Genomic DNA, 18,718 nt, shown 5'->3' with positions numbered 1-18,718 from the left:
CAAATATTCAACACTCATAGAAATCATATATGGCGGGACTAATTCCTCGCACCTTCATTGATGACCTGTTAGCTCGCATTGATATAGTCGATGTGATTGCCTCACGTATTGAACTCAAAAAAGCCGGAAAAAATTACACTGCACTTTGTCCCTTTCACCACGAAAAAACCCCTTCTTTTTCGGTAAATTCAAGCAAACAGTTTTATTACTGCTTTGGCTGTGGCGCTACAGGTAATGCACTGAAATTTGTCAGCGAATTTGAGCACTTAGACTTTGTTGAAACAGTAGACTCTCTCGCCCGATCACTTGGGCTGGATGTTCCTCGAGAGCAGCAACATCATCAGCAGCCAGATCATCAAGCTTATTATCAGCTACTCAATGCTGCTGCCGATTATTATCAACAACAGTTAGCTAGCCACCCTCAAGCCAAACTAGCAACCGACTATTTAAAAACTCGCGGCGTCAGTCGTTCCATTTCACAACAATACGGCCTGGGTTTTGCCCCAGCTGGTTGGAACAATTTGATTAATACTCTCGCATCTCAGCAAAATAATTTAACCAAACTTGAGGAAGTGGGATTAGTTATCCATCAACCAGAAAAAAACTCCCATTACGATAGATTTCGTAATCGCTTAATGTTTCCCATCAGAGACCAGCGGGGCCGAGTGATAGCCTTTGGTGGCAGAGTATTTTCTGATGAAAAACCCAAATACCTTAACTCACCAGAAACTTCTGTCTTTCAAAAAAGCAAAGAATTATATGGGCTTTATGAGGCTAAACAGCAAAATCGTCAGCTTACCAGTCTAATTGTGGTTGAAGGCTATATGGATGTTATTGCTCTAGCCCAACATGGTATTACTCACTCAGTTGCTACCCTAGGCACCTCTGTTACTGTTGAACATGTCCGGAAATTATTTAAGCAAACCAATGAAATTGTCTTTTGCTTTGATGGTGATGAAGCAGGTAAAAAGGCTGCATGGAGAGCATTAGAAAACTCCTTCAGCAGCATGGATGATGGCTATGGTGCTAAATTTTTATTTCTACCTCAAGGAGAAGACCCAGACTCCATTATTCGTAATGAAGGACCAAAGCAGTTTCAACAACGCATTGAAAAACAAAGCCTGACTTTAACCGAGTATTTTTTTCAACAATTAGAAGCACAAGTCAACCTTCATAGCCTGGAAGGTCGAGCCAAACTAGCGAAGCTGGCCTCCCCTTACTTAGATAATTTAAAACCCAGCACTTTTAAACAACTTATTAATCAACGCCTAGCAGAACTAACTGGGATTAAACCTACAAATACTACACCAGCAGCTTTAACCAGTCAGTCCTCTGTATCCAGCAACACCAACAGTATTACACAACGGTCTGAAACCCCATACTCACCACCACAAACAACTAAAACAGTACGCTCTCCAATAGAAACAGCACTGTTATTACTATTTATGGAGCCAAGCTTGGCTAGCCAGGTGAATCTTGACGAATTTTCGCAATGCATTTCTGATCAGGATATGCAGCTGCTACTTGATGCTATGCACTATTTCCATAATCACCAGAAAAGTGAGTCATTAGGAGAATTTATTGGCCGTTACTATGGAACTACTGCAGGCACTCGATTAAAAGAAATCTTGAACAATTCTGCACCAGAAACAACTAAAGAAACAAACCAGTTATTTATTGACAGTATTAAGCGAGTCCAATCAAAACTTGCAACTGCCACTTCAAGTCAACAGCTCAACGAGTTAGCAAGCAAAGTAGCAACGCTCAATGATGAAACGAGCAAAGCTGATTATTTAAAAGCATTTGCAAGACTAAGGCAGCAAAAAGGCAAAAATGATTGAAGAAAAAATGAAGGTTATTTTTCGATACTGCAAAAATACAGCTAAACTGCTAGAACAGCGATTGAGAAATGGGCTATAATTTCGCTCTTACCGTCGGCACATCTGATTTCGTTGTTAAAGGGTAACTATGTCCGAAAATTCGCAGCAACAATCTCGCCTTAAAGAGCTTATCGCGCGCGGCAAGGAACAAGGCTATCTTACTTATGCCGAAGTAAATGACCACCTACCAGAGGATATCTCAGATCCAGATCAAGTGGAAGACATAATCCGCATGATCAACGATATGGGTATTACGGTTTATGAAACTGCGCCCGATGCTGACACCCTGCTACTAAACGAAGCGGATACAGATGAAGCTGCTGCTGAAGAAGCAGCAGCAGCACTGGCAGCCGTTGAGCAGGAAGCTGGACGCACAACTGACCCAGTTCGTATGTATATGCGGGAAATGGGAACTGTTGAACTACTAACCCGTGAAGGTGAGATCAGCATAGCCAAGCGTATTGAAGAAGGTACGCGTGATGTAATGAATGCCCTTGCCTACTTTCCAGGCTCAGTTTCAAGCATCCTGAACGAATATGACAAAATAGTAGAAGAAGAAGGCCGTCTCAGCGACTTATTCAATGGCTTCATTGACCCTGACTCTGAAACAGAATCAACTGTTCCAACTACAGAGGAAGAGGAAGATGAAGCAATGATGGCTGACCTCGACGACGATGAGGATAGCGACGACGAGGATAAAGAATCTGGCCCAGACCCAGAAGAAGCAAGAATTCGTTTCACGGAAATACGAGTACAACTAGGAAAAGTCGTTGATGCGACTGACAAGCACGGCAGAAGTAGTAAAGAAACAGGAAAAGAGCTTGAGCAGTTGGCAGCCTTGTTTATGCCAGTCAAATTAACGCCTAAGCTTTTTGACTTTTTGGTTTTTCGGGTACGTAATGCCCTGGAACACATCCGTGCGAGCGAAAAAGCAATCATGCATTTATGTGTTCGTTCTGCCAAAATGCCACGAAAAGAGTTTTTGAAAAACTTCCCAGGCAATGAAACCAATCTTGATTGGTGCGATAAGCTAATAGGCAAAAAAGCTAAATATGCTGAAGGCATTGATATATTCAAACCAGAAATTCAGCGTGCTCAGAAAAAATTGATACTTATTGAGGAAGAATTTACTTTAACCATTCCAGAAGTAAAAGAAATCAATCGTCGTATGTCGATTGGTGAAGCGCGAGCCCGCCGAGCCAAAAAAGAAATGGTCGAGGCAAACTTACGTTTGGTCATTTCTATTGCTAAAAAGTATACCAACCGCGGTCTACAGTTCCTTGACCTGATTCAGGAAGGCAACATCGGCTTGATGAAAGCAGTTGATAAATTCGAATATCGTCGTGGTTATAAGTTTTCAACCTATGCCACCTGGTGGATTCGACAAGCTATTACTCGGTCAATTGCTGACCAGGCAAGAACCATTCGTATCCCAGTTCATATGATCGAAACTATTAACAAGCTGAACCGTATTTCACGGCAAATGCTACAAGAAATGGGACGCGAGCCAACCCCAGAAGAGCTAGCTGAGCGGATGGAAATGCCAGAAGACAAAATCCGCAAAGTGCTTAAAATATCTAAAGAGCCTATTTCAATGGAAACTCCGATTGGTGATGATGAAGACTCTCACCTGGGTGACTTTATTGAAGATGGCACCATCGAGTTACCGGTTGACTCTGCCACTATTGGCGGCTTGAGAGATGCAACTCGAGAAGTTCTGGCAGGCCTAACAGCACGAGAAGCCAAAGTACTAAGAATGCGTTTTGGTATCGACATGAATACTGACCACACCCTGGAAGAAGTGGGTAAACAGTTTGATGTTACTCGTGAGCGGATCAGACAAATCGAAGCCAAGGCCCTACGCAAACTTCGACACCCTACTCGCTCTGACCACCTCAGAAGCTTCCTTGACGAATAAACTTTAACCAAAACTCAAAGGCGCCCTCTCGGCGCCTTTTTTATTGTCTAAAATAAACTTGCACAAGATCACATAACGACATAATATGTCGTTATGTGATCTTGTGCAAGTCATTAATCACTGCAAATTCAACTCGTCATTTCTTTCACTTAGAAGTAAGGAACACATATGGATGTAACCAAGCTGGCAGAAAAGTTTAATGCTTTGTCTTACCACGAAACCTATCATTTCGACTGTCAGCCTATACCAGGTAGCCCTCCTGTATTGCAAGTTACTGTGAAAGAGCTGGATGAGCTACCTGTCTACGTCACTATTACCCGCCAGCAAATATTATGTATTGTATATTTATGGACTGAGCAAGAAGTTAACCCTGATAATAAAGAGGCATTATTAAATACCTTACTAGAGCTTAATGTACCTATGCCACTGTCTTCCTTTGCCAAAACAGACGACAAGTACATGATATTTGGTGCACTTTCACTTCAGTCTAGTTTTGAAGATATTTTGCATGAAATTATTACGTTGCATGACAACGCCATGGAAGCCACTAGTGCATTAGCTGAATATTTAGTGTAACCAAGGTGCATTATGAATCTTATTAAAGCATTCTTAAATAAATTAGAAGAGTCGCTCAACAGTCTGGAACAGCCCACCATTCATACGGCTGAAGAAATCAGTGTCATTATCAAAGAAAATGTTGCCACATTAAAAAAACTCAAGACCACTCTGGCAGCCAAACAACCTCAGGTAACGGAACTGAAGCAGCACCGAGATGAAAAAGCCAAGCAGCTTGCACACTTGGAAAAAGAAATTGAACACTTATTAGCAACCGGCCACGAAAGCAAAGCTTTATTGAAGTCAGAGCAAACTGCAACCCTTGCCGTTACATTAGAAGCCTTGGATGCTCAATATAATGATTTAACTAACTTAATCAAGAAAACCCAACTGGCAATCGAAAGAAGTGAGCACGCTATTATAGAAGCACAACGAGAGCGATTGATTCAAACTAATGTTAATGATGTTAGCCAAGTGAACAAAGCCGTTGTCGAACATTTAACGAAAACCAGTCGATCATTAATAACCGCCAGCTGTATCAAAGAAAAAGTGCTTTCTTGCGATAAAACAGCAAAGAGCGATCAACCCTACTGGTGCAATGACACAATGAAAAACATTGCCAGCAATACAGAAGTTAAAACGATTCGCCAACTAATGCGACGCAAAACATAACCTAATCAACTCATTTAATTAACAATACACTTATTTTGTTTTATGACTAAAGACACTAAGCTTCCAGAAAAATGGCAACAGGAAAAAAAAGCCCTTAAAGCCGTACAAGTTGCATTCGACTTGGGAGCTGAAATTCAGTTACAAATTCGTCGTGAAGCCGTAGATAGAGGCATTAACCCATCAGACCGAGTTAGGCAAATACTTGGGTTACCTGTTCACCGGAAACCACAGCGGCTTAGACTATCTATATCACTAACAGAAGACGATTTTTTATTTCTCGCAGAAAAATTTAATCTCGACCCTGGCAATAAAGTCGAAATCAAACATTTAGCTGCTGAATTGCTAGTAGAGCATGTTGCAAAACCAAAATCCGAATAGCAAGGAATAATATATGGAAACATTTTTAAATATAATTATTTCATTTCCTACTGCTATCTATACAACACTTATAGGCATAGTGATCTGTTATTGGCTGTTTGCACTTGTAGGAATGATGGATATCGATATTTTAGATGGCGATATAGATATTGATGCTGACGGCGATATTGAAGGGATAGGGGGTATCAGCGGCTTAATGGTTACCTTAGGGTTAACTGGAGTGCCTATTACTATCGTAATTTCACTTTTAGCCCTATGGGGCTGGCTAATCACTTATTTTGCTTCATTATTTTTACTGCAGTTATTACCTTTTGAGTGGCTAAAATGGATCATCGGAGTGGTCATTATTGCAATAAGTTTTGGACTATCAATTATTTTAACTGCACACTGCATCAGGCCTATAAAACCTTTTTTCAAAAGTAATTATGAAAAGATTACTTTAGTAGGCAGAGAGTGTACTGTTAGCACTAGCAAAGTAACTGAAAAATTTGGCCAAGCTATTTGCGATCTAGGAAGCACTGAACTCATCCTTAATATCCGTCATAAAGAGCCTAATACTATAAAAAAAGGTGATAAAGTGACAATTCTAGAACATAACAAAGATGAAAATACTTATCTTGTTGGTAACTTAGATATCAATAACTAACCTTCTAAAATACATTCAATAAAACAAAGGAGTAAAAAATGGATCTATCTGGCGCAATTCCAATAGCAGTTATTATTCTATTAGCACTAATTGTATTTATTGCCACTGTAGTTGCAATAAATAAATTTTACGTCAAAGTCGAGCAAGGTGTTGCCATGATTGTAAACACCATGCGCAAAGAGCCTGAAGTTACTTTTACAGGAAGGTTTGTATGGCCCGTTGTCCATAAAAAAGAGTTTATGGATATTTCGCTTAAAACCATCGAAATCAGCCGTAAAGGTACTGATGGTTTAATTTGTAAAGATAATATTCGCGCTGATATTGTTGTGGCTTTTTTTGTTAGAGTTAACAAGAATGCTAATGACGTATTAAAAGTAGCAGAACGAATTGGCTGTAACCGTGCATCAGACCAGACTACTCTGGAGGAGATGTTTAGCGCCAAGTTTTCTGAAGCATTGAAAACAGTAGGTAAACAAATGGACTTTGAGGACCTGTATCGAGAGCGCGCTTTATTTAGAGAGCAAATTATCGAACAGTTAAGCCCTCCGGATAATGATTTAGGTGGTTATGATCTCAGTGATGTGGCTATTGACTACATCGAACAAACACCACTAACCCAACTTGATGATCATAATATTCTTGATGCTCAGGGTATCAGAAAGATTACTGAGTTAACTGCACAGCAACATGTCCGCACTAATGAGCTTCAACGTGAAGAAGAAATGCAGATCAAAAAGAAAAATGTTGAAGCCAAAGAAATGATTTTAGAGCTTGAACGTCAACAGGCAGATGCAGAGGCCAAACAACAACGGGAAATATCCTCTGTAAAAGCCCGAGAGCAAGCTGAAATTGAGAAAGTCCAAGCTGAAGAGCGGCTAAAATCAGAACGAGCAAGAATAGAAACCGACCAGGAAATTGAGGTTCAAGAGCAAAACAAACAACGTGAAGTAGAGGTTGCAGAAAAAAACCGCGAGCGTGCTTTAGCCATTGAAACAGAAAAAGTAGAACGAGTAAGACAGCTAGAAGTTATTTCCCGTGAAAAAGAAGTTGAGCTACAACGTATAGCCAAAGAAAAAGCCCTAGAGGAAGAACGTAAAGCGATAGCAGATGTTGTTAGAGAACGTGTTGCTGTTGACCGAACAGTTGCTGAAGAAGAAGAACAAATTAAAACCTTGCGGGTAGTTGCTGAAGCAGATCGTCAAAAACAAGTAACCGTAACTGACGCGGAAGCAGAAGCTGAAGAAGCATTAGTTAAACAAATTAAAGCTTCAGAAGCTGCAGAACAATGTGCGCAACATGAAGCCAAACAAAAGCTCACGTTAGCTCAAGCGAAACTGGAAATTTCAGAAAAAGAAGCACAAGCAAAAATTAGAATCGCAGAAGGTGTTAAAGCTGAAGTAGCAGCACCAGGCTTAGCGAAAGCAGAAGTTGAAGAAGCACAAGCGCTTGCATTAGAGAAAACAGGTCTCGCTGAAGCCAAAGTGATTGCTGAAAAAATGTCTGCTGAAGCCAAAGGCCAGGAAATGCAAGGCATGGCTGAAGTCAGAATAAAAGATGCTGATGCTGTCAGTGAAGAAAAACAAGCATTAGTGCAGGTAAAAGTGAAAGTCGCTGAAGCGGAAGCAATTGAAAAACAAGGTCATGCAGAAGCAGAAGCCATTCGTCAGCGCTTTAAAGCAGAAGCAGATGGATTACGCGAGAAATTTGATGCTATGGCCAGCATGAGTGAAGTTGCTCGTGAGCACGAAGAATTCAGAATGAAGCTGGATACTTCTCATGCTGAAAAAATGGCTGAAATTGATATCAGTAAAGACATTGCGGCCCATCAAGCACAAGTGCTGTCTGAAGCAATGAAACAAGCCAAAATTGATATTGTTGGTGGTGGTGGCGATTACTTCGACTCGTTTGTTAAGTCACTTTCTGTTGGTAAAGCTATTGATGGCGCAGTAGAGAAATCTTCAACTATCCAACAGGTGGCGGGTATTCTCACCCACTTTTTAGCTAATGCAACCAATAAAAAAGACACCGAAGCAGCTAAGAAACTACTCGAAGCAGCTAAAGAAAAGCTACAACCTGGTGATGAGAGTTAATCACTAGATTTTAAGAGCAATGTTAATAAGTGAATTATCATTGCTCTCTTATTTTCTTTTATTAGTGTCTTTTTACAACATCTCCATTGCATGGCAAAGAGGTATATTACAGTGGAAGTCAACTCAGCAGATCAACAACTTGCTCAAGCCGTAAGCCAAGACGGTGCTTATGATATTTTACGCAAGCGGTTAGAAGAACAAGCAGAACAATTAAAACAAAAATCGGCTTCCCTCAACCAGCAAAGAATTAATACATTTGGCCAAACCCAGTTAGAAGTTATTGGCCGTACTCGCGCCCGAACTGAAAATAACTGTGTTGCTAGGGATATTGTCCGCATTGGAAAAAAATTACTATTTGGTTATAACGTTTACATAGGCCTAAAACAAGAAACCAGTATTGAAGATGTTTTTGCTTTATATCAATTAAATGAAGAAAGTAACGAGTTTCAGCTTGAAGAAGTGCCCATTAAAAGCAGCTTTTTAGAGGATCCAAAGTTTCAAGAAGACTTCAACGAGCTTTACACCTATTACAAACAAGCTACGCTGATTCAGCTACGAGTAACTGATTCACTATTATTAGCCGCTTTTCAAATCGGTAAAAAGATTTCTGACATCCGAGTATTTCGCTGGCAAGTAAAAAAAGATCAGATTCAATATGTTGATAATCGTGGAGAACGAGATTTTACCCTCCCTCCTTCACATGACTTTGAATGGGCCAAAACAGGTCGAGAAGATCATGTATTAGGTGACCATCCACATATTAATATACTAAACAAACTCTTTGTCGAAACTATTAATGGCGATTTAACCGTAAAAATAGAGGATAATACCGATACAGGACAAGGTATCTATAGTGAACCAGTAGAAGATAAACATCAATCGCTAGATGATGCTGAAGTTTATTTTGCTGAATTAGGTCAATTAATTCTATTAAAAATAAAACCCTATCGTGAACAGCAAACCAGATACCTGGTCTATAACTCCCTGTTGGATACTGTCGTAAGAATTGACCAAATAGGACAATCCTGCCTACAACTGCCTGAAGATCATGGCATTATTTACCCTGGTGGCTACTATTTACCCAGCGGTGAACACAAAACTTTTAGCTCAATCAATACCGATAATCTTGAATATAAACGTACCATTAAAGCTCCCAATGGTGAAGATGTACTTTATGTGTTTTATGAAGAAGAAGAAGGTCGGTTTGTACTTTGCTCCTATAACCTTATTCAAAAAGAGTTGGCTAATCCTATTGAATGTCATGGTTATGGATTATACACCGATGGAAAAATGGTAATTTTTTCCACTTCTAGTAGCGAGCCAACCCGAATTCATCCAATGCAGGTTTGGCAAACCCCCTACTCTTCAGATGAGTACGCAGCAACCCAAGAAACAGGTGGTGGATTTCTGGCAACCATTGGTAATGCTGAATTAGTTCGTGCGGTTTCAGATATTTTTAGTATTTCTAAAGCTGTTTTACATTTAAGTCCCAGTACCAATGTATACGAAGGGTTAATTGCTCAGTGTAAAGTACTGTTTGATAACTACTACTGGCTTGATGAAGAAGCGGTTGATCATCTAGCTAAAGATATTCATACCATTATTGAAACAGCCGAGATGGTATTGGATGAATTTGAAAAAGTTCAACACATTCAAAAAACTGCTAAGAATGTGTTAGTCAAAGCAGAAAACCAGCAGCAAGCACTGGTTCGCAGCCTCACGCCAGAACGCTGGGACACACCTGAATTATTTGTTAATGCCCTTGATAGCTTAAAAAAGCACAAGGGGCACTTATTAACTATCCAAGATACCCGTTATATTAATCAAGAACGTCTAAAAGAGCTTAATAAACTACTTGATGAAAAACTGGCTGAAATCAGTCAAGCAACCGTTAACTTTGTCAGTTCAGATCAGGCTTTAACCCCTTATCATGATAAAATTGCAGATTTAGATGCCGAAGCATCTAAATCCGAGAATGTAAAAATCCTTCAAGAAACCTTAAGCAGTATAGAGGAAACCGCTAGTGGCTTAGACTTACTGACGAATATGCTTTCTACATTAGATGTAGAAGATGCCCCCCAACGCACTGAAATTTTAGAAACCATTTCAGAAATTTATGCTAAGCTCAACCAAACCAAGGCAAGAGCCAATAACCGTCTCAAAGAGTTAGGAAGTAAAGAATCGGTTGCTGAGTTTGGTGCACAGTTTAGGCTATTTTCATTATCTATTACCAATGCGTTAAGCCTGGCTGATACACCAGAGCGTTGCGACGAAGAACTATCTAAACTGGCAATTCAATTAGAAGAAATAGAAAGCCAGTTTGCTGAACATGACCAGTTTTTAGCAGATATCCTGCAGAAGCGTGAAGAGTTATACGACACTTTTGAAGCTAGAAAACAAACCTTATTAGAAGAGCGTCAACGCCGAGCACAAAGTCTTTATGATTCAGCAAAACGCGTACTCACGGGCATTGAACGACGTAGTCAAACCTTTACTGACACAGACCAAATAAACACTTTTTTTGCGTCAGATACGATGATTCTTAAAGTTCATGACCTGGTAAAACGACTGGTTGAACTCAAAGAGTCAGTTAAAGCCGATGAACTAAGCACTGAATTAAAAAGCATTAAAGACCAAGCACTAAAAACCCTACGCGATAAGCAAGACATTTATGAAGAAAGCGGTCAAGTCATAAAACTGGGGAAACATAAATTCAGTGTTAATACCCAAACCTTAGATACAGCTATTCTTCCTCGTCAAGATGGACTTTATTTACATTTAACGGGTACCAACTTTTATCAACCATTAGAATCAGAAGAGCTAGGTCAGTTAAAAGCCTATTGGCAACAAAACCTTATCTCAGAAAATGAGTGTATTTATCGCGCAGAGTATTTAGCCTATCAGTTTTTACAAGCAGTCGAGCAACAACAAGAAGGTTTAAGCAATGAAAAGCTAAGCCAATTACTATTGAATGATACAGACTTACTGAAATCTGTTCGTGATTTTGCTAGCCCTCTCTATCAGGAAGGTTATGAAAAAGGTGTGCATGACCATGATGCAGTAAAAATTATTCAAAAATATACCAGCCTTAAAGATACCCAGCAACGCCTTAAATATTCTGCACGTGCTAGAGCTTTTGCTGCATTATTCTGGGTTCATGGCCTGGATAAAGAACAGCAGGCCAGTCTTAAAAGCCACGGATATACTGCCAAGTTACTCATTGATAACCTGAACAGTAATCAGGCTTATTTGCAAGCTAAAAATCTTATTAGTGAACAACTGAAACAGTTTAATGATAATCAAGAATTAGCTTTTTCCAACTCAGAAACTGATAACGCAGCAAACTATTTAATTGAGTCATTGGGTGACAGTGATTTAAAATTTACTATCAGTCAACAAGGAATTGAGCTTGGCCAGCAATGCATGCAGTTTCTGGAAAAAATTAATCACCGCCGTCAATTATTGGACACATTAAACCAGCTAAAAAACCAATTAAAAGAACAATGGCAGCTGGTTAATGCCTGGTTAGTTGCTTATAGTCAGCAACAAGCAACTGAACATGCTGATATTATTCTGGCAGATGCGGTCAGCTACATTCTACTGGAGCATGATATTTCATTCATGACTGTATCTTTCCAGGCTGACCAACAAATTAATGATTTATTAGGCGACCATTATCTAATCAGCAACAGCACTTTAAATTTTAACTTGGCAGCATTTAATGACCGCTTGGCTCATTTTGCATTAACCGATGTACCAGCGTTTAAACGCTTTGGCGAGTTACGTCATCAATTAATGGAAGAACAACGGGAAGCACTACGATTAGAAGAGTTTAAGCCTAAGCCTTTAGCTTCTTTTGTTCGCAACAAATTAATTAATGACGTTTACTTTCCTATTATTGGCGATAACCTGGCCAAACAAATGGGCACCATTGGCGATACTAAACGTACCGATTTAATGGGGTTGTTATTACTCATTTCACCACCGGGTTATGGTAAAACCACTCTAATGGAATACGTAGCCAATCGGTTAGGGTTGATTTTTATGAAAATCAACTGCCCAGCATTAGGCCATAATGTGATGTCTCTGGACCCACAGGAAGCACCTAATGCGACAGCAGCACAAGAACTACAGAAACTGAATTTAGCTTTAGAAATGGGTAATAATGTCATGCTCTATTTGGATGACATTCAACATACCCACCCAGAGTTTTTGCAAAAATTTATTTCCCTTTGTGATGGCACCCGCCGTATTGAAGGCGTTTGGCAAGGTAAAACTAAAACCTATGATATGCGTGGCAAAAAGTTCTGCGTGATCATGGCTGGTAACCCCTATACTGAATCAGGCGAAGTATTTAAGATTCCTGATATGTTGGCAAACCGGGCAGATATTTATAACTTAGGTGATGTATTAAGTGGCAGCGATCAACAGTTTAAATTAAGTTACATTGAGAATTCCCTTACTTCTAATCCAGTATTGGCCCCATTAGCCAACCGTGATATGGCTGATATCTATAAAATTATCGCCATGGCACAAAACAAAGAGCAATCATCCAGTGAGCTTAGTTATCAATATAGTGCTGCTGAATTGGATGAAATTATTGCTGTCTTGCAACGCCTATTTAAAATTCAGGATGTTGTACTTAAAGTTAACCAAGAATATATTCGCTCAGCCGCCACTGCCGATAAATATCGAACAGAGCCCCCCTTTAAACTACAAGGTAGCTATCGAAACATGAATAAAATGGCTGAAAAAATCGTGGCCATTATGAATGAAGATGAATTACAGCAACTGATTGGTGATCATTACCTGGGTGAAGCCCAAACCTTAACCAGTGGTGCAGAAGAAAACCTGTTAAAGTTAGGTGCCTTACGCAACAGCTTAAACGAAACCGAAAAAGCCCGCTGGCAGAAAATATTAGAAGAGTTTCAACGTATTCAATCGCTGGGAGGAGATGAAGCTGATAGTATTACCCAAATGGCCAATCAGGTGGTTACTATTAACCGTAGCCTGCAATCCATAAATAGTACCTTGGCCAACCAGCAAGGTACCAGTACCTGGTTAGAACAGCTAACAGATCAACTACAAACCGTCGGCCAACATTTACAGCAATCCAGCCAGCAACAAGATCAAAGCATGACAGTGCTTAATAAGCAAGTAAATGGTCTCGTTACTGTATTAAGCCAGGTAGGTAAACACCTCGCAAAAACAGATAACAGTGATAATTTAGCCCAAGGTATGCAGGCATTAAGTCAGGCAATTACTGAAAAACAAGCTAAAATCGAAATAGTTAATCAACCAGGAGAAACATTAGAAGATATTATCCGTACTTTAGCTATGACTATTGAGACTAGCTTTATGCCGGTAGTGACTTCGATGAATCATAAAATTGGTCTTGATCAAAATATACTACGCAAGGTGAATGAGCTTACTCATCGTCTGCAACGTTACCAAACGCCAAAGACAGGTCCAAAACCTGTAAAACCCTAACTATTAACGAACAACTAACACTATACTCGTCAAAAATGATTGCTAGGCCTTGTTTCCAACTCTAAATGCCAAGAATGGTAACAGGGCCTAAAAATCATAATCATCTTTTACTAACTCAAAGCCTGCATAGTGATAGTCAAATGCTTCTTCTGCACGACCAGCCCGTTCAAAGGCATTACCCAGCAAACGTAGTAAATAAAGGTCCTTATTATATAATTCATAAGCTTTTAATAAATAATGCAGGGCTTTATCAAGGTGGTTATTTAATAATGCCTGTTGTCCAGCCCAACGTAATTCTAGATAACGGTCTGAGAGTTGGCTGGGCAACTCTTGTAAAAATTCAAAACTGGCAAATCCCAACGCTTGCTTCATTAAAGCAAACAGCCTCTCCACATCAGCTTCATTATAACGCTTTATTAACTGTAGCTGCTGCTCATCCCAGGCAAACTGTTGCTCCAGATAAAGTAAAATTTTTGGCGGCAAATAGTAATTTTCTAATAGGAAGCCAAATAATACATCACTTATAGTCTGTTTTCTATCAAGAGTCCAATCAGGTAAATCAGCCAACAACTGCTTCCATTCATCTAATTGAATTCGACTCGGAAAATCTGCATATAAGACTTCGAGCTGAATAACAAAGTCATCCAGCTGGGTTACCGACGAGTTCTGTACTTTAGAATTTTGCTTGCTGCTATCAAATCGCAACGGTAGATTTTGTTGGGCTAACTGAGCCTGCTCCCTTGCATCTTCAAGCGCACTGCGAAGCCCTTCAAACAAATCCTGCTGTGTCGCTATATCCAATTGTTTCAGTTTGCTGGCATAGGCACTCTTGATCTTTTTAAGATCATCAGTAGGGTCAATACCCAGAATTTTCCAACAATTCATCATGAATGTAACTCTGTTTCTACTTCATCAAATAACTGGCTTAAAGCCCTATTTATCTGCCGTATTTTTTTAGTGTCTTGATGTGCTAATACCCCTTCAAACTCAGTTAACAGCTCACCAATATAATCTCGTTGTTCTCCCAACGCTTGTTCATAAAGTCGCTCGCCACGTGCCATTAATAAGCGATTCTCCATCGTATCCCTTGGATGAATTTTAATATCAGACAATGCAGCCAACCTGACAGCAATTTCTTCTTGGGTTATAAGACCAGGGTATTCCTCAATTACAGCAGTGGTTTGTAGGCCAGTTGATACGACCGTTACCTCTATTTCCAAAATGCCATTTACATCATAGGTAAACCGAATATCTACCGCCTCTTCACCAGCAGGTTTGGCTGGTACATCAACAAGCAAATTACCTAATTTGATATTATCCTGCACCCGTCGGCTTTCACCCTGATAAATTTTTATATTCACTTGGGTTTGTTGATCAGAGGAAGTAATAAAACGCTCAACCCGAGAAATGGGTATAACTGTATTACGCTCCAGAATAGGCTGAAAAAGTCCAGTATTATAATACCCACTTCGACTCGACACGATTTCTATGCCTAGAGAATAAGGAGACACATCGGTCATTACTACTTCACTTAATGCAAGATCCTTTTGCTTTAACCCAGCCTGAACCGCAGCCCCCATTGCGACTACCTGATCTGGATTTAAATGACAGCTAGGTAAACGTCCAAACAATTTTGCGACCAATGAACGCACTAATGGCATTCTAGTTGCGCCACCAACCAGGATTAATTCATCCACATCAGCAGGTTTAATTTTGGCATCACGAAGCGCTCTTTCTACTGGTAACCGCAGTCGATTAATTAATGGTTCACAGAGTTTTTCAAATTCATCACGGGTAATGGTCAATAATGCCTGCTCATTGTTATTCCTAAACTGAATAGTAATTTGATAATCACGAGCAAGCTGATGTATGGCTTTACTGACCTGGTTGCGTAAATGAGTATAAGCAGCCTGGCTTAAGGCTTCTTGATCAATATTCACTTTCTGGCAAAAGTGCTGAGCCAGTAAATCAAGAAAGTTTTCTCCACCTAAATGGTTATCGCCTGCGCTGGCTTTAACCTCCATCACACCATCAAATAATTCCAACACTGATATATCAAATGTTCCCCCACCTAAATCAAATATCATGTAATGCTTTTCAACGGTTGGGTTAACCACCCCATAAGCCAGTGCAGCAGCAGTTGGCTCACTGATCAGGCGTTCTACTTTTAAACCCGCCAACTGTCCCGCCAGCTGGGTGGCACGCCGTTGATGTTCACTAAAATAGGCAGGTACACTAATAATTGCTTCTGTAATTGGGTGACCTAAATAAGTTTCTACATCTACTTTAAGCGCGCGTAAAACAAAAGACGCCAAATCCTGTGGTTTAAAAGTATGATTAGCTAACGGGTATTCCTTTTCACTCCCCATATAGCGTTTGAATAATTCGACAGTAACTGCTGGGTGGGTATACAAACGCTCTTTAGCCGCTTTACCCACCAATATTTCCCCACTATCATCCAAACCCACCACTGATGGGGTTAAAGCATCACCCAACACATTCGGGATAATTACAGCTTGGCCATCTTGCCAGACACATACCAGGCTGTTAGTGGTTCCCAAATCAATACCGATGATACTCATACTTCCAACTCCCTCTATCATGCAACAATCAAATCACAACAACAGCTCACTAAAAACTGATTGATTAATGTAACAAATATTTAAGAGCAAGAAGCAGAAGACAATCTGGTTTCTATTTATTTAAGTGATGCAATAGAATAAAAAGTAGAATAAGCTTGCACTTATCTATACTGTTTATCACTATCTAGAAAGCACACTCGAAGGTGTCAAAAAACTAGCGGTAACATGTTAATCCAACGTATTAATCAAAATCGTTATGTGACGCATATCACATAATATGCCGAGCTACTTTTGCGCATATAATCACAAAAGCGTAACGTCATCATTTTAATTCATTTACTTTCCCAAAAAACACACAAACACACTTCCTTCTTAAACCTAAAATATTTGTTATGGTGATAAAAATATTTATTCTTAACTTGTTTTTACAGGTTTAAACTTTCTCAGCCTTCTTGCATATTGAATAATAATTATCTAACTTAAAGTATCATCATAGACTAAACGAAAAATACCCAGCTATACCCCAAGTTAGGCATATATTATATTTATAATTATTTTAACTGAACATGGTAACCTTATGTTTTATAAAATACTTGCCTTACCATTAGCCGCTAACATTGGATTTATGGTGACTATGGCGCTACTGCCTTATAAGCTCTTTTTTTCAAAAATGGCACAATATCAATGGAGAGATGATTTTCCCAATCTAAATGGTGTGCCCTTATCTAAACGCGTACCATACAACGATACCCCCACTTTTGAATGGCTTACCTTATTAACTCCTGTCATAATTGATTTAGCTGGAAATACCATAGCAATACTTAAGTCATTAAATAAACCTCCAAGCCTATATCGTGACATAGAGAAAGAGCTTCATAAGCTGACACAGCTTTGCGGAAAAGCCGATAATGCGCTTAAAGACTTACAACAAGGCAAAGAGGTAAATATTTTCTTAAATCTTGATGAACTATCTGATACTTTTACCAAAGGTGCTGGCATAAAGGGATTACGCCGCATCATCACTTTTATTCACAATATTGGTCCAGAAATACAAAAAGAATGGGTTAAGTCTGGTAATTTTGAGGAATACCAGACCCTCTTTAAAACCATTAAATTACCAAAAGTAGCCAGCCTTATTGAATCAAATAAAGTATTTGCAGAGTTACGAGTTGCTGGCCCAAACCCTATGTTGATAGAAAGCATCTCAACATTACCCAGCAATTTCCCACTGGATAAAGCAAACTTGGACAGCTTATTTGAGCAAGATGACTCTTTATCAAAGGCATTACAAGACCAGCGTATTTTTATCTGTAATTATAAAGAGCTGGCCACTCTAGCAAAAAATACTGGTAGCTTTATGGGTAGAGAAAAATATCTCTATGCACCAATTGCAGCATTTTTACTTTCTCGTGACAGAAAAACGCTAAAACCGATTGCCATTCAGTGCCACCAGAATTCAACCCAATCCCCCATTATTACTCCGAAACCGGATACCACAACGGATTATCGTTGGCAGCTGGCAAAAACAATCGTTAATTATGCTGATGGCAACTATCATGAACTGTTTGTCCACTTAAGCAGAACCCATTTAGTTATAGAAGCCTTTGCGGTAGCAACCCATAGAACCTTGAATGAAGGACATCCACTTTTTAAATTATTAGTTCCGCATTTTGAAGGCACTTTATTTATTAATAGCCAGGCAGAGTCCTCGTTAATTGCGCCACATGGCCCTATTGACCAAATTTTTGCCGGCAACATAAGTTCTACTCAGCAAGCCGCCGCTGAAAACAGATTAAATTTTGATTTTCAAGCAGCTATGCTACACAACCAATTAAAAGCCCGTAATATTAATGACGATAAGGTCTTGCCGTATTTTCCTTACCGTGATGATGCTACCCAGGTTTGGCAAACTATCCAAACCTGGGTTCAGGATTATATTGATATATATTATGAGTCTGATGAAAGTGTTATTAAAGATTTAGAATTAAAAGACTGGTATAACGAAGTCACTGAGTCAGGAAAAATTCACAATATCCCAGCCATTACAAATAAAGCCACATTAATCGAAGTGTTGACAATGGTAATCTTCACTGCAAGCGCCCAACATGCCGCTGTCAACTTTCCCCAACGCTCGCTGATGACTTATGCTCCTGTCATTACGGGAGCTGTTTGGGAAAAAATAATTAATGACCAGGTTACCAAGAAAGACTGGTTAAATGCCATGCCACCATTGGTACTTGCTTTCTTGCAACAGGCAGTCCTTTATACATTAGGCTCAGTATATTATCGTCCATTAGGTGAATATAAACAAAACCATGTTCCCTATAAGGATTGGTTTAAAGATCCTAAAGTAACCAATGGTCCCCTACCCAAATTCCAAAACAGCTTAAAGCAATTGGAAAAAGAAATGCTGCAAACAATAACGACTCGCAATAAAAAATTTAATGTTGATTTATCCTATGGTTATTTACTACCCAGCCGGATACCAACAAGCATTAATATTTAAA

The 18,718-nt window shown here is 39.4% G+C and carries 11 protein-coding genes; 9 read left to right on the top strand and 2 right to left on the bottom strand.

The features are described 5' to 3' along the window. Positions 1 to 29 precede the first annotated feature (29 nt). The 8 genes from dnaG to G4Y78_RS07115 all read left to right on the top strand — a co-directional run bounded on the left by dnaG (position 30) and on the right by G4Y78_RS07115 (position 13,629). Positions 30 to 1,841, top strand: a complete 1,812-nt coding sequence (dnaG, locus tag G4Y78_RS07150; RefSeq protein WP_163832382.1) for a DNA primase — start codon at positions 30 to 32, stop codon at positions 1,839 to 1,841. A 127-nt stretch (positions 1,842 to 1,968) separates the two neighbouring features. Next, complete coding sequence (gene rpoD / locus G4Y78_RS07145; RefSeq protein WP_163832381.1) at positions 1,969 to 3,798, top strand: RNA polymerase sigma factor RpoD; 1,830 nt, start codon at positions 1,969 to 1,971, stop codon at positions 3,796 to 3,798. Between the two features lie 168 nt (positions 3,799 to 3,966). Further along, positions 3,967 to 4,374 carry a YjfI family protein gene (locus G4Y78_RS07140; protein WP_163832380.1) on the top strand — a complete coding sequence of 136 codons (408 nt, stop codon included), beginning with the start codon at positions 3,967 to 3,969 and terminating at the stop codon, positions 4,372 to 4,374. Positions 4,375 to 4,386: 12 nt separating this feature from the next. Continuing rightward, on the top strand, positions 4,387 to 5,025 hold the full coding sequence (locus tag G4Y78_RS07135; RefSeq protein ID WP_163832379.1) for a hypothetical protein: 639 nt from the start codon (positions 4,387 to 4,389) through the stop codon (positions 5,023 to 5,025). A 42-nt stretch (positions 5,026 to 5,067) separates the two neighbouring features. After that, on the top strand, positions 5,068 to 5,403 hold the full coding sequence (locus G4Y78_RS07130; RefSeq protein ID WP_163832378.1) for a hypothetical protein: 336 nt from the start codon (positions 5,068 to 5,070) through the stop codon (positions 5,401 to 5,403). A gap of 13 nt (positions 5,404 to 5,416) precedes the next feature. Beyond that, complete coding sequence (locus G4Y78_RS07125; protein ID WP_163832377.1) at positions 5,417 to 6,049, top strand: OB-fold-containig protein; 633 nt, start codon at positions 5,417 to 5,419, stop codon at positions 6,047 to 6,049. 38 nt (positions 6,050 to 6,087) lie between these two features. Beyond that, on the top strand, positions 6,088 to 8,139 hold the full coding sequence (locus G4Y78_RS07120; RefSeq protein WP_163832376.1) for a hypothetical protein: 2,052 nt from the start codon (positions 6,088 to 6,090) through the stop codon (positions 8,137 to 8,139). 111 nt (positions 8,140 to 8,250) lie between these two features. Then, complete coding sequence (locus G4Y78_RS07115) at positions 8,251 to 13,629, top strand: DNA repair ATPase (protein ID WP_230425707.1); 5,379 nt, start codon at positions 8,251 to 8,253, stop codon at positions 13,627 to 13,629. Positions 13,630 to 13,716: 87 nt separating this feature from the next. On the opposite strand, the gene G4Y78_RS07110 is transcribed toward G4Y78_RS07115, so the two are convergent. Both G4Y78_RS07110 and G4Y78_RS07105 read right to left on the bottom strand, forming a co-directional pair. Next, positions 13,717 to 14,517: a hypothetical protein gene (locus tag G4Y78_RS07110; protein ID WP_163832374.1), complete on the bottom strand. Its 801-nt coding sequence runs from the start codon at positions 14,515 to 14,517 to the stop codon at positions 13,717 to 13,719. Next, a complete protein-coding gene (locus tag G4Y78_RS07105) occupies positions 14,514 to 16,211 on the bottom strand; it encodes an Hsp70 family protein (RefSeq protein WP_163832373.1) in 1,698 nt (565 codons plus the stop codon). Before G4Y78_RS07105 ends, G4Y78_RS07110 begins: the two co-directional genes overlap by 4 nt. 577 nt (positions 16,212 to 16,788) lie before the next feature. Here G4Y78_RS07105 and G4Y78_RS07100 point away from each other — a divergent pair. Continuing rightward, on the top strand, positions 16,789 to 18,717 hold the full coding sequence (locus tag G4Y78_RS07100) for a lipoxygenase family protein (RefSeq protein WP_163832372.1): 1,929 nt from the start codon (positions 16,789 to 16,791) through the stop codon (positions 18,715 to 18,717). Position 18,718 lies beyond the last annotated feature (1 nt).

This window comes from Spartinivicinus ruber (assembly GCF_011009015.1).
Classification (GTDB): domain Bacteria; phylum Pseudomonadota; class Gammaproteobacteria; order Pseudomonadales; family Zooshikellaceae; genus Spartinivicinus; species Spartinivicinus ruber.
This window is presented reverse-complemented; position numbering and strand designations above follow the sequence as displayed.